Here is a 12,863-nt window from a genome sequence, read left to right as displayed (position 1 = left end):
GCACTGCTATATGAAAATGTTCTGTTATCAATGCCAGGAGACAGCCAAGGGAAAAGGCTGTGAAATTCAGGGTGTATGCGGCAAAAAGCCCGAGACTTCAACGAGGATGGACCAGCTCCTTTACATAATCAGGGGAATGGCCATCGTAAACCGCATCCTGCGCGAGAAGGGCGTAGCCGACTGCAACGCCTCGCACTTCATAATCGACGCGCTGTTCACCACAATCACCAACGCTAATTTCGACAATGCGATGCTCGACGGATTCATCGACAAGGGCCTGGAGATGAAAAACGAGCTTATCGGGACGGCGAAAAAGCGGGGAATCACGCTTCCGTATATGCCCGAGGTGTCATATCACATCACAAAAGAAAACTATGGCAGGCTTGAGGTCGTTGAGGCCGGAGGCGCTCTCGACGAGGAGATATTCAGTGTGCTTCACGATAAGAAGGAGGACATTCGTGGCCTCAAGCAGCTTGCAATCTACGGGTGTAAAGGCATGGCGGCATACGCCCGCCACGCGCTTAACCTCGGATATGAGCAGGAGGATATCTATGCCGTCATTGAAAATGCTCTGGCAGAGATAAGCCGGCCCGACATGTCTGTCGACGAATTGTTCTCGCTTGTCCTCGCGGTCGGCGATGGAGGCGTCAAGGCTATGGCGCTGCTCGACAAGGCCAACACCTCGACTTACGGCAATCCTGAAATCACAAAGGTAAATATTGGAGTCGGGAAACGTCCGGGTATTTTGATCAGCGGCCACGACCTGAAAGACCTTGAGGAACTGCTGATACAGTCGGATGGGAAAGGCGTTGACATCTACACCCACTCCGAGATGCTTCCGGCGCAGAGTTATCCGTTCTTCAAGAAATTCCCGCATTTCGCCGGCAATTACGGCAACGCATGGTGGAAACAGATCGACGAATTCGAGACATTCAACGGAATGTTCCTGTTCACGTCAAACTGCATCGTGCCTCCGCGTCCCAAGACCACATATACCGACCGCGTCTATACCACCGGAGTTGTCGGTATGCCGGGTACCCACCATATACCTGAAGGGTCGGACGGCAGGAAGGACTTCTCCGAGATAATCGAGAGGGCGCAAAAATGCCAGCCTCCCACGGAAATAGAGCATGGCGAGATTGTGGCCGGATTCGCCCACAACCAGGTTCTCGCGCTCGCCCCCAGGGTGATAGAACTTGTAAAGTCAGGCAAGATCCGTAAATTCGTGGTAATGGCGGGATGCGACGGACGATTTCCGTCGCGCAGCTACTATACCGAATTTGCCGAGAAACTGCCGAAGGATTGCGTGATTCTTACAGCCGGATGCGCCAAGTACCGATACAACAAGCTTCCTTTGGGCGAGATCGAGGGTGTGCCCCGTGTGCTTGATGCCGGACAGTGTAATGACTCCTATTCTCTCGTTGTCATTGCTATGGCGCTGAAAGATGCGCTCGGCCTTAAGAGCGTCAACGACCTGCCGATTGTATATAATATCGCGTGGTATGAGCAGAAGGCGGTGATAGTCTTGCTTGCCCTGCTAAGCCTCGGGGTCCGGAATATCCACACAGGCCCCACACTGCCGGCCTACTTTACCCCGGACATTCTCAAAGTGCTCCGTGAGAAATTCAACATCGGCACTATATCGACTGTTGATGACGACATTGCCAATCTGATAGACACATGGCCTACCATGACTTCATGTGTAGAAGCCGATTGATTGACAGATGCATTATCGGCCTGGACGCGCGAAAATATGTCCGGCTCTTACCACGAGGTAAGAGCCGGATTTGGAACAAAAAATAAGGAATCTATGCTGATGCCCTTGCTTCGATGAAGCGGTGGGCGTTGGCGTTCACGAGGTTGACAATGCGGTCATGGTACTCGGTGTTGGTGTTGCATCGTCCACGGCTCTGGACTACTCGGTTCTCTGTCAGTGAAAACTCCACGGTCTCTATGCGGTTGCCGGATTTGTCGTGGGCAGATAGCACGATTGAATCTTCTTGCGCAAAATATTCACACTTGAAGACGCAGTGGTGCATTGCCGTCCCCTCGGCTTGACAGGCTTCGATAGAGTCGAGCACCGACACCTCGATGTCCTTGTCGGAGATAACTATGCCGAAGTAGCATGACTTGGATTTGAGGAAATCTTCCTCTTTTGCCCGGATTAGTTGCTCCTTAGATTTGTGCTTCTCTTCGGCGGAGGTCACTTTGTCGAGCCACTTGTCATGCTCTGTCGTGAGGTCTGTAGGGCATATATAGCGTGTGCTGCGGATGTCGCGTCCGCACCGGTCGAGCAGCCTTATCAGGTCACTCCATATTCCCCAATCTTCGGGAACATAGCCGTGGCGTGACGCAATCTTATATGAGTTCCAGCTTTGGTCGAGACGTATGGGGTTGCTGACAAAATACTCTACTGCACCGAAGTGTCCGACTTTCATAATCGTCTCGATACGGCTGTCGGTCAGCAGCGACTTCATCAGCCGGAACGGATGTCATTTTGTGCGGTTGCACTCAATGCCCATGCCGTTGCGCCTTAGTTCGGGAATAAGAGTCAGCCTCGGATAGATGTAGGTGTTGGATATTATGAAGTGGGTCTCCGATATTCCTGATTTCAGTTCGATGGGTGATGCCCAGTTGAACGAGTCGAGATAATGACCCAGTGTGCGGTTCTTCGATGTGCCGGTGGTCAGTCCGTTGGCATTCAGCCACAGACGGCATATCTCAACGGAAGCCACACTCTTTGGTTTTCCTTTCTTATATGTGACGCTAAGAAGCGACACCCTCTGAACCTGCAAGCCGTCAATGGTTTCAAGAGTGGAGAAATAGGTAGATTCCTCGATTTTACGTTTCAGCGTGTCCTTGATTTTCAACAGTCTGCCACACTCGGGACACTTGACAAATGAGCTTTTTCCCTTGTGGTGGAATTTATGACCGCATTCTCCACAAGCGGTCTCTCCGCTCGGTGTGCGGAACGCCCAATGCTGCACAAGGTTACGGTATGCCCAATCAATGGCTTTTGGGCTTATGGCGGTCAGCCTCGCATTGGAGGCTGACACCTGTCTGTCGAATCTTGACTTTGCTTTCATGGCTTAAAGGTCGAAAAGTGAGAGTTCGGGTTGCTTGTTCTCTTGCGGTTTGACCGCCTTAGGTTTCTTCGCAGAGCGAAGCGACTTTGTCGATGAGGAGTTGCGGTTCTGCAACTTTCGGAGTTCCTCGTCTTGGAAGCGTTTGAGGGCGAGAGCCTTTTGTTCCGCCTTTTCCTCCTCGTTCAGCTCTATATGGCGGTTGACAACGACACCGCACGTAATAGGTTTGCCGATTTAGATTGTCGGCTCGTCTATGCAATGTACAGCCATAGAGAATATCTCCTCGTCTGAAAATCCACAACAGCCGGAAGCCTTGACCTCGTTGAGTAGTCTTGTCAGCCTTGGGAATTTTGATTTTGTTCCATGGATTGAATTTAATCTTGACGATTCCCTTCTCTTCATCGTTAAGCTCCACAATCGCCGCCTTGAACATCTGCCTGATATTAATAACGCGAGTTCGGGATAAGAACTTAATGATTTTCAACCAATCAAAAGACATAGAGTATTGGGCGGCCTTTCAAGGTCGCCTGATTTATTTGTACCGTTTGGTGTTGTTAATCCCAGAGGACAAGCTGCCCGCTTGACTCGGGTACCTCAAAGTCGAAGTTCACTTCCGGCTTTGTGGCGAAGAAACAATACGCCCCCATTGCCGCAAGCAGGTTCATGAGGAAGTTGTGTACGCTGCGGTGGCGGGAGTGGACGAGCTGCGCCACATTCTTCAGCATGTCGTTTATGGATTCGATGATGCTCCTTTTACGAAGCATCATCCTGTCATAGAACGGCATGAGACGCTGTTTCATGTTCGAGCGAAGACCTGTCACAATATGTATGCCGTCATCCCAAAGATGCCCGAAAAGAGACTGCGATATATATCCCTTGTCAGCGTATAGTTTTCCAAACACCCTGTCAGTCAGTGTGTCGATGACTGCCTCATTGCGGTCGTCCACATTGGCGCGTGTCAGTACAAAGTTGATCAGCTCTCCTTTTTCGTTACATAGCAGATGCAGTTTGAAGCCTACATACCATCCCATCGTACTCTTCCCTTTGGCCGCAATATCCTTGAATACCTTCATGTTGAATTGGCGCTTGTTGTGAATGACCGGAATGCAGGTGCTGTCCACAAAACTTATCCCCGTGCACTCTCCGAAACACGCGAGCCGCAGGAACATGGTCATAGCCACAAAACATCGGGGCATGACTTCCACGAAGCGGTTGTAGGAGAATGTCTGCGGAAACAGATGCTTCCAGTGAATGCGCACACATCCCAGATAATAGTGCTTGAAGTTTCGGTACGAATTGAAGTGGAAACAGATCAGAATCGTGATGACCTCGGCATCCGACATCATGCGCTTTCTTTTCCGCTTTGGAGTGTCAGCTGTGGACGGAAGTGCATTTTTTGTGAAGATTCCAAATCGAAGTGCAAAACTTTGAGATGGGCATTAGTCATTCTCCTCTCTCCTTCTGGCGAGGGGATGCCCAAGCGGCGGGGGCGGCCTAAACCGCCCCCAAGAGCGGACAGCAGCAGAACATACTGGCAATACAAAATAAAAAGGGAGACCGAAGTCTCCCTGAGATTAACTAATTTTGTATTGCTTATGTACAGACAATTAACCTCGCAGCAAAGGTCGCAAATTTTCGCCTTACTGCAAAGAAAAACTTCGAGAGAAGAAATTGCCCTCATAGTAGGGTGCAGTCAGTCAACGCTTTGTCGTGAACTGAAGCGCAATTCCACAACCAAAGGCCACTATCTGTGGGAAAAGGCTCATGCCAAAGCCCTTGAACGCAGAAAGCGCACCACATCCAACAAGAAGCTCGACAGCGTGTTGGTGTGGCGTATAAAACAGATGATTATTGACCACCAATGGTCACCAGAACAAATTCGTGGCGTGTTGGCCAAGGAAGGTGTTTCCGTATCCATACAGACCATTTACAACATTATAAACGCTGATGAAAGCGGAGAACTGCGCCGTCACCGCAGACATCCCGACTTCCGACGACGACCAAAAGGCGAACGCAAACCCACTAAAGCCACCAACATACCAAACCGCACAAGCATACACGACAGACCGGCCGAGGTCGACGGCAAACGCTTTGGCGATTTTGAGATGGATCTTATTGTTGATGCCTACGGGCACGCGATTCTAGTGCTGCTTGAACGCATGACTGGCTTTGTGATGATGGAGAAACTACCTTACGGAAAAAGAGCCAAGCCATTGTCAAAGACTGTCGTGAGAATGCTGTACGCATACCGTAAATATCTTAAAACCATCACTACTGACAACGGCAGCGAGTTCGCGGCACACCTCGACATAACCGCCGGATTACGCATCAAAGGTCTTGATGATGTGACTGTTTACTTTGCCGACAGCTACTGCTCATGGCAGAAAGGAGCGGTCGAAAACATCAACAAACTCATCCGTCAATACATCCCCAAAAAGTCAAATTTCAATGATTTCACTGACCTATACATCAAGAATGTCGCAAAGAAACTAAACCTCAGACCACGGAAAAAACTCGGTTTTTCAAACCCGAAAACCGAGTTCTTCAAACAAATCGCTAATTTTGCACTTGCCAGTTGAACCTGCGGAAGTGCATTTTTTGCCATCTCACCATCAAATTCCTTGCAGAAATCATCTGCAATACAAAAAATTTCAGTAACTTTACTTTCGGTAATCATGATACAGTATTTATTGTTTGTTGCCTCTAAATTACTAAATGTCAGTGATATTACCAAAAAGAATCGGCAGCTTTTTCAAGCTGCCGATTCAACTTTTTTATGGTGTTCCTTATCCCGAACTCGCGTTATCAGATAGACGTAATCGACGGAGTTCAGATCCGGAAGAAGAAAGTCAATCGTCCGAAAGCTTTATGCTTCGACTACCTCCAGTTGAAAGAAACGTTCGGGATTGACCTTGAAACGGAGGTATTACTCAAAAATGAGACATAAAATAGTTAAAGTTTTGGTAATAGCTTGCTTATTCGGATATTTTACCCTATCTTTGTACATTTACTTTAAGGAGGTAAATATGCAATATAAAGGTAACATAAAAGAATATATACAGCAGTCGTTTGGCTGGAACGTCAGATTCAGTTCTCTGAACGATGTAAAAAACAGGATTCCATACGGAATTTTTAATGCTGCCGACTATGACTGCGTAGAGATTGATAATTTCAAGGGTGTGGCGATAAAGCCTCATTCGGAGGATGATTTCAGAATGAATAAAAATATTGCCACAACACTTGAAAAACGTCTCGATATGCCGGTTATTTTAATTTTGGATGGCATTAATTCTTATCAGAGAAAATCCCTGATTGAAAGTAGGATTGGGTTCGTGGTACCCGGTAAACAGATATATATTCCACAAATGGGGGCATTGATGTCAGAACGAGGACTTGGCGTAAATGTAAGCACCATAGAGAAACTTTCGGCAGTTGCAGGCGCGATGATAACCTTACACCTCGGCACAAAGTCATTGCAGGGATTGAGTATATCAGATGTTGCCAAGATTATGGGATATTCAATAAAGACCCTTTCATTAGCTGCAGCTGAACTTGAACGCGCCGGTTTAATTTCATTCAAGTTGCAAGGACGAAAAAAGTTGCTTGATTTTCCATTCTCGAATAAAGAGTTATGGGAAAAAGCTTTCCCAATGATTGATAGTCCAGTGGAGAAGCTACTCTTTTCGACTAATTCAGCATTAGCTTCTGAAATCGGTGTTATATCCTCCGATTCTGCACTCTCTGAAATCTCTATGCTTACTTCGCCCCCACAGAATATTTATGCGGTATATGCCCGTAATCCCCAACTCGGTGAACTTGATTTGAATGACAGTATGGGTGATATAAAAGTAGAGGTTTGGAAAACTGACCCTACTATTTCATCCAAGGATGGTATAATGGATATATTTTCACTTGCATTGTCATATAAGAATGATGATGACCCAAGAGTGTGGAAAGAATTAAATAAACTAATAAACGAAGCATTATGAAAGGAATAGACAAGATACGTCAGTATCTCGGAAACTATAAAGGTAGCTATGTGATTATAGGTGGTACAGCCTGTAATCTCAATTTAGAGGAATCGAATATTCATGGGAGAGCTACGAAGGATGTAGATATGATTGTAGTTTGTGAAGCCTTGACTACGGAGTATCTTCATAGCTTCTGGGAGTTCATCAAGGCAGGCGGATATAGAGCCTGGCAGGTAAAGTCAGAAGAAGAGACACATCGTTGCTTCTATCGTTTTATTGACCCCAAGGATAAGGATTTTCCTGTTTACATAGAACTCTTCTCCCGTAAGCCTGATGCCGTGAAACTTCCGGAGGATGCCCATTTGGTGCATATCTCCGTTTCTGAGTACCTATCCAGTTTTTCCGCTATACTTATGGATGATGAGTATTATAGCTATGCAGTATCTCATGCCGTTGAACTGAACGGTGTACAGGCTATTGACCACGATGCTCTGATAGTACTAAAAATCAAGGCATATCTTAACAATATCAAGCGACGCGACGCCGGACAGAAAGTTCAGAGCGATGATATTGACAAGCATAAACGAGATGTCTATCGAATGGTTCACCTGATTACTCCGGCAGACAGGTTTGAGGCTTCAGAAACTATCAAAGATGATATAAGGACTTTTCTTGCTGCCATTGAGAATGATCCCATAAATACGAAGGTCATATCAAAAAATATGGGTGTCCTGGACATTCCTCAGTCAGACTTTATTGAGATTATCAGAACCGTCTACAGCTTATGAGAGTACAATACGCCTCAGATTTGCATCTCGAATTTGGAGAAAATTCAAGGTGGTTGAAAGAACATCCTCTTATTCCATCAGCTGACATTCTCGTGCTTGCCGGAGATATTGGATATTTAGGTGATGACAACTATATCTCACATCCATTCTGGAACCGTGTATCTGAGGATTTCAATCAGGTAATAGTAGTTCCCGGAAATCATGAATTATATAAATTCTTTGACATAAATGAGTTGCGTAACGGTTGGCAATTGGAGATACGCCACAACGTCAGCGTTTGCTATAATTCCGTTATTGCACTCAATGAGGAAACCGACCTTATTGCATCAACACTATGGGCGCATATATCTCCCTCCGAGGAATATCTTACAGAGCGATGCGTAAGCGACTTCAAGCGTATCCGTAACGGTGAGTTTAGATTATCTGCACAACGCTTCAATGAAGAGCATGAGGTATGTCGGAATTTCATTGAAAAGGCGGTGAGTGAAAGTAATGCTGAGAGGATTGTTGTCGCTACACATCATGTACCATCTTTCGCACTGATGGCTGAAGAGTTCAAGGATAGTTCCATTAATGGAGCATTCACAGTAGAATTGGCTGGTATGATAGCAGAAAGCCGAATCAACTGTTGGATTTACGGCCATTCCCATAGAAACATAGATAAGATGATTGGATCTACAAGATGTGTGAGCAATCAACTTGGATACGTTTCCCAGAATGAGCATAATACTTTCAGACGAGATGCTGTAACAGAAATATAGGTTAAGTAACAAGACAATAGTATATTAAGACCATCTGAGAAGGTGGTCTTTTTTCTTGGTCCTCGATTTTCCGATTTATAAGTAACACACATTCGGGGGTTGATAGTGTTGACAGCAAACAATAATGTGTATAACAACGAGTTGCCTATAATAAGGCGTGTTGACAAACGTTGACAAAGGTTGACAGAATTGAGGAACAGATAAAATTCAGAGCCACGGGTTGACAAATTTTGGCTCTATTATATTCTTTTTCATAAAAAGATTTATCAAGATAATATACTGATATATAATATCTTGCGATGGGCTATTTTCGGGGTAAAAATGGGTTGTCACCTCTGTCAATCTTGTCAACCCCGGATAATGTGTGTCTCCATAAAATATTTTTTCTCTCGCTGTGAGGAAAAACCACTGCACTCCACTCCTCTGATTGCAACAGGTACTCTATTATCCCACTAAATCCCGCATCATCCCATATTTACAGCTTTGATGGTTAGATTATTAGTAGTAACGCGAGTTCGGGATAAGGAACACCATAAAAAAGTTGAATCGGCAGCTTGAAAAAGCTGCCGATTTTTTTGGCAATATCACTGATGTTTAGTAATTTAGATGCAACAAACAATAAATACTGTATCATGATTACCGAAAGTAAAGTTACTGAAATTTTTTGTATTGCAGATGATTTCTGCAAGGAATTTGATGGTGAGATGGCAAAAAATGCACTTCCGTCCACAGCTGACACTCCAAAGCGGAAAAGAAAGCGCATGATGTCGGATGCCGAGGTCATCACGATTCTGATCTGTTTCCACTTCAATTCGTACCGAAACTTCAAGCACTATTATCTGGGATGTGTGCGCATTCACTGGAAGCATCTGTTTCCGCAGACATTCTCCTACAACCGCTTCGTGGAAGTCATGCCCCGATGTTTTGTGGCTATGACCATGTTCCTGCGGCTCGCGTGTTTCGGAGAGTGCACGGGGATAAGTTTTGTGGACAGCACCTGCATTCCGGTCATTCACAACAAGCGCCAATTCAACATGAAGGTATTCAAGGATATTGCGGCCAAAGGGAAGAGTACGATGGGATGGTATGTAGGCTTCAAACTGCATCTGCTATGTAACGAAAAAGGAGAGCTGATCAACTTTGTACTGACACGCGCCAATGTGGACGACCGCAATGAGGCAGTCATCGACACACTGACTGACAGGGTGTTTGGAAAACTATACGCTGACAAGGGATATATATCGCAGTCTCTTTTCGGGCATCTTTGGGATGACGGCATACATATTGTGACAGGTCTTCGCTCGAACATGAAACAGCGTCTCATGCCGTTCTATGACAGGATGATGCTTCGTAAAAGGAGCATCATCGAATCCATAAACGACATGCTGAAGAATGTGGCGCAGCTCGTCCACTCCCGCCACCGCAGCGTACACAACTTCCTCATGAACCTGCTTGCGGCAATGGGGGCGTATTGTTTCTTCGCCACAAAGCCGGAAGTGAACTTCGACTTTGAGGTACCCGAGTCAAGCGGGCAGCTTGTCCTCTGGGATTAACAACACCAAACGGTACAAATAAATCAGGCGACCTTGAAAGGCCGCCCAATACTCTATGTCTTTTGATTGGTTGAAAATCATTAAGTTCTTATCCCGAACTCGCGTTATTATTTCCTTGCCACACCCTTTTTTGAGCAGCTCTTTGTGAAATGCCCCGGCAAAATCCTGCATCCTGTCGGCCATCGCATGATCGTTAATGCCGATTTCAGCACGGCACAGTGTTGATTCTGACGGCACGCCGTTCCTGAGAATGCCCAGCCTGTGGAATTTATTGAGATGGAGACGTCCGAATTCCATTATATCGGCACGCCCGACACATCCACACTCTCTGGCTAATATCATCAGTATGATGATGTCGGCGAGCCGATGTTGTATATTGCCCTTGTCGGACCTGCGGAAATCGGGGACTGAACGGGCGAAATTCATCAATCTGTTCAGGATACTGCCGTTGAATTCAGATTTATTTACTAATTTTGAAGTCCGATTGGGCGCATTTACGCCGGTCGAACGCACTTGGTCAAGTGGCTTATTTTTATTCATAACTAATTGATTTACAACTATAAAGTTACGAAAATTGGTCACTTGACCAATTTTTATACCACTTATTTTATTGAAAATCAGAGAAATGAATGCGAAAATCGCCCTTTCCCATTCAGACTTCCCCCGCTATAAAATAACAGGCTTTTCGGAAGCACAAGACTTTTTTTAAATGAAAGAGCCGTGACTTTATTTGCACTTTTTTTCACAAATTCTTTCTAACGCTTGCATAATTCAAAATTAAGCCGTACCTTTGCATCGCTTTTAACAACAAGAGCACTGATTCGCTAGCTCAGCTGGTAGAGCACAACACTTTTAATGTTGGGGTCCTGGGTTCGAGCCCCAGGCGGATCACTAAAATACTCTACCTAATGAGGAAAATCGCTGAAAATCAAACATTTTCAGCGATTTTTATTTTTGGTAAAACCCCGAAAATCGGCAAATCTGAGTAGTCTGCGGTGTAAAAATCGGGAATAGTTTCTGAGAGACTGAAATTTACACCCAAAGGTACGCTAATAATCTGAGTTTGCAATGGTTACAGCAACCTAACTTGCACAAGCAAGTGTCATTTTCTATGATTTTCAAGAATTGGAAACATGGGACTGGAAATCAAGGAAAATCAAATAAATCCATGCTGTAAACCATAAGGTAAGGGTATTGGATTACTTTTCCGTTGGGTGTAAATGGACTTCCTTTTTTGTCTTATTCCCGATTTTTACACCTGCAATGGCGATATTTCGCTGATATTCAGTTTTCTGAGCCATAAGAGCATGACATGTGAGTATTAATTTTGTGTCAAAAAAAGATTCTTATGCAAGAAAATTATTTCACGCTGACTTTCATGATTCGGAAAGCGCAGCAGAAAAGATCGGGAGAAGTCCCCATCTTCGCCAGAATCACAGTATCGGGACAGAGGACAGAGTTCAACGTGAACCGTAGCATCGATGCCGAGAACTGGAACCCGGCAAAAGGCATTGCCAAGGGTCGTTCAAAAACGGACATTGAGCTTAACAAGTATCTGAGCTCCATTCGGGTACGCATGAGCGAGATTCACAGCAGGCTCACGCAGGACGGGGAGGCTGTAAACCCGATTGTATTGAAGAACCACTACCTTGGAAAGATTGCAGGACCGAAGATGCTTTGCGAGGTATTCAACGGCGTGGTGGCGCAGTACAAGGAGAAACTTAATTGCGGAGACATATGCAATAGTACATATCTCCGCTGGGAAAGGTGCGTGAAGTACCTGTCGGAGTTTCTCATGAAGCGTGAGGGCGTTCCGGATATTCCGATTAAGAAACTCACAGGCGGAATGATTGATGATTTCGAGCATTTCCTCCGCGTGACCAAAGAGAACGGCAATAATGCCGCTGTCAAGTACCTCAGGTATCTAAAAAAGGTCACACGTGTGGCAATTGCCAATAAATGGCTTGAGGACGATCCCTTCATCGAAAAAAGATACACACGGACAGAAGCTCACCGGGAAGCTGTCAATGAGGCGGAGCTTGTAAGAATAATGACGCTTGACCTTTCAGATTTCCCAAGGCTGGAACGGGTAAGAGATATTTTTATATTCTGCTGTTTTACCGGTCTGGCATTCATTGATGTCTCCACTCTCAACAAGAGCCAGCTTGTGGAAAACGAGGATGGGGAAATGTGGATTAAAAAGCCACGTCAGAAAACTGGCGAAATCAGCACTATTCCCTTACTCGGTATCCCTGCCAAAATAATCGAGAAATACAAAGATGACCCAATGGTTATCGCCAAAGGAGTTCTCCTTCCGGTAATTTCGAATCAACGGATGAACTCGTATCTTGCGGACATTGCATCTCTAGCAAAGGTCAAAAAGCATCTGACGACACACATTGCGAGACATACATTTGCAACAATGTCGCTCCGTAATCATGTGCCACTCGAAACCATCTCCAAGATGCTTGGGCATTCAGACATTCAGACGACTCAGATCTACGCAAAGATGGTAGATGAGGCAATCTCGGAGGATATGCAGAAGATGCGCTCCAAGTTTGACAAGATGGAGGATGCTGTTACTCCCCTCAAAGAAAAACCGACTGACTTTGTGAGGGAACCGCCGAAAAAGCGTGGACGACCGAGAAAGAATCCTCTTTGAGGAAATACAGAATGAAGGGCGACAATCGAGCATGATACTCGG

11 protein-coding genes, 1 tRNA gene and 3 pseudogenes are annotated in these 12,863 nt (G+C 45.6%); 8 read left to right on the top strand and 7 right to left on the bottom strand.

Going from position 1 to position 12,863, the window contains the following annotated elements; all coding sequences use genetic code 11:
- Positions 1-10 precede the first annotated feature (10 nt).
- Positions 11-1,717, top strand: a complete 1,707-nt coding sequence (gene hcp / locus NF347_RS03445) for a hydroxylamine reductase (protein WP_107037053.1) — start codon at positions 11-13, stop codon at positions 1,715-1,717.
- Between the two features lie 91 nt (positions 1,718-1,808).
- Here hcp and NF347_RS03440 read toward each other — a convergent pair whose 3' ends face one another.
- The 5 genes and pseudogenes from NF347_RS03440 to NF347_RS03420 all read right to left on the bottom strand — a co-directional run.
- Positions 1,809-2,477 (bottom strand): PcfJ domain-containing protein, encoded by a 669-nt coding sequence (locus NF347_RS03440; protein WP_290142851.1) that lies wholly within the window; start codon positions 2,475-2,477, stop codon positions 1,809-1,811.
- Positions 2,478-2,492: 15 nt separating this feature from the next.
- On the bottom strand, positions 2,493-3,086 hold the full coding sequence (locus tag NF347_RS03435) for a zinc ribbon domain-containing protein (RefSeq protein ID WP_240604943.1): 594 nt from the start codon (positions 3,084-3,086) through the stop codon (positions 2,493-2,495).
- Positions 3,087-3,089: 3 nt separating this feature from the next.
- Positions 3,090-3,272, bottom strand: coding sequence for a PcfK-like family protein (locus NF347_RS03430; RefSeq protein ID WP_240604945.1), 183 nt, complete (start codon positions 3,270-3,272; stop codon positions 3,090-3,092).
- Between the two features lie 133 nt (positions 3,273-3,405).
- Positions 3,406-3,525: pseudogene (locus tag NF347_RS03425) on the bottom strand (phage integrase SAM-like domain-containing protein); the annotation flags it as partial.
- A gap of 115 nt (positions 3,526-3,640) precedes the next feature.
- Positions 3,641-4,495: pseudogene (locus NF347_RS03420) on the bottom strand (IS982 family transposase); the annotation flags it as partial.
- A 186-nt stretch (positions 4,496-4,681) separates the two neighbouring features.
- Here NF347_RS03420 and NF347_RS03415 point away from each other — a divergent pair.
- Positions 4,682-5,665, top strand: coding sequence for an IS30 family transposase (locus NF347_RS03415; protein WP_107037121.1), 984 nt, complete (start codon positions 4,682-4,684; stop codon positions 5,663-5,665).
- Between the two features lie 5 nt (positions 5,666-5,670).
- Here the strand turns inward: NF347_RS03415 and NF347_RS03410 are convergent.
- A pseudogene (locus NF347_RS03410) lies at positions 5,671-5,763 on the bottom strand (IS982 family transposase); the annotation flags it as partial.
- Positions 5,764-6,022: 259 nt separating this feature from the next.
- Here NF347_RS03410 and NF347_RS03405 point away from each other — a divergent pair.
- From NF347_RS03405 to NF347_RS03390, 4 genes are all read left to right on the top strand, one after another.
- Positions 6,023-7,075 (top strand): hypothetical protein, encoded by a 1,053-nt coding sequence (locus NF347_RS03405; RefSeq protein ID WP_107037033.1) that lies wholly within the window; start codon positions 6,023-6,025, stop codon positions 7,073-7,075.
- Positions 7,072-7,845, top strand: coding sequence for a hypothetical protein (locus NF347_RS03400; RefSeq protein ID WP_107037034.1), 774 nt, complete (start codon positions 7,072-7,074; stop codon positions 7,843-7,845). The genes NF347_RS03405 and NF347_RS03400 overlap by 4 nt, the downstream gene beginning before the upstream one ends.
- Entirely contained in the window at positions 7,842-8,606 is a 765-nt protein-coding gene (locus NF347_RS03395) for a metallophosphoesterase (RefSeq protein WP_107037035.1), read from the top strand. Before NF347_RS03400 ends, NF347_RS03395 begins: the two co-directional genes overlap by 4 nt.
- A 632-nt stretch (positions 8,607-9,238) precedes the next feature.
- Entirely contained in the window at positions 9,239-10,159 is a 921-nt protein-coding gene (locus tag NF347_RS03390; protein ID WP_306254322.1) for an IS982 family transposase, read from the top strand.
- Here the strand turns inward: NF347_RS03390 and NF347_RS03385 are convergent.
- Positions 10,130-10,699, bottom strand: coding sequence for a transposase family protein (locus NF347_RS03385; protein ID WP_107037065.1), 570 nt, complete (start codon positions 10,697-10,699; stop codon positions 10,130-10,132). The genes NF347_RS03390 and NF347_RS03385 overlap by 30 nt on opposite strands.
- A 278-nt stretch (positions 10,700-10,977) precedes the next feature.
- Here NF347_RS03385 and NF347_RS03380 point away from each other — a divergent pair.
- Positions 10,978-11,050: transfer RNA gene (locus NF347_RS03380), tRNA-Lys, on the top strand.
- A 457-nt stretch (positions 11,051-11,507) separates the two neighbouring features.
- Positions 11,508-12,821: a site-specific integrase gene (locus NF347_RS03375; protein ID WP_107037066.1), complete on the top strand. Its 1,314-nt coding sequence runs from the start codon at positions 11,508-11,510 to the stop codon at positions 12,819-12,821.
- Positions 12,822-12,863: the final 42 nt, after the last annotated feature.

It is taken from the genome of Paramuribaculum intestinale (genome assembly GCF_030759015.1).
Taxonomy (GTDB): domain Bacteria; phylum Bacteroidota; class Bacteroidia; order Bacteroidales; family Muribaculaceae; genus Paramuribaculum; species Paramuribaculum intestinale.
Note: the sequence above shows the minus strand (reverse complement) of the source record. Positions and strands in the feature narration are given on the sequence as shown.

Coding starts and splice junctions, on each gene's coding strand:
- NF347_RS03435 (WP_240604943.1), bottom strand. CDS start 3,086: ATGAAAGCAAAGTCAAGATTCGACAGACAGGTGTCAGCCTCCAATGCG.
- NF347_RS03400 (WP_107037034.1), top strand. CDS start 7,072: ATGAAAGGAATAGACAAGATACGTCAGTATCTCGGAAACTATAAAGGT.
- NF347_RS03385 (WP_107037065.1), bottom strand. CDS start 10,699: ATGAATAAAAATAAGCCACTTGACCAAGTGCGTTCGACCGGCGTAAAT.
- NF347_RS03405 (WP_107037033.1), top strand. CDS start 6,023: ATGAGACATAAAATAGTTAAAGTTTTGGTAATAGCTTGCTTATTCGGA.
- NF347_RS03440 (WP_290142851.1), bottom strand. CDS start 2,477: ATGAAGTCGCTGCTGACCGACAGCCGTATCGAGACGATTATGAAAGTC.
- NF347_RS03395 (WP_107037035.1), top strand. CDS start 7,842: ATGAGAGTACAATACGCCTCAGATTTGCATCTCGAATTTGGAGAAAAT.
- NF347_RS03390 (WP_306254322.1), top strand. CDS start 9,239: ATGATTACCGAAAGTAAAGTTACTGAAATTTTTTGTATTGCAGATGAT.
- NF347_RS03415 (WP_107037121.1), top strand. CDS start 4,682: ATGTACAGACAATTAACCTCGCAGCAAAGGTCGCAAATTTTCGCCTTA.
- NF347_RS03375 (WP_107037066.1), top strand. CDS start 11,508: ATGCAAGAAAATTATTTCACGCTGACTTTCATGATTCGGAAAGCGCAG.
- hcp (WP_107037053.1), top strand. CDS start 11: ATGAAAATGTTCTGTTATCAATGCCAGGAGACAGCCAAGGGAAAAGGC.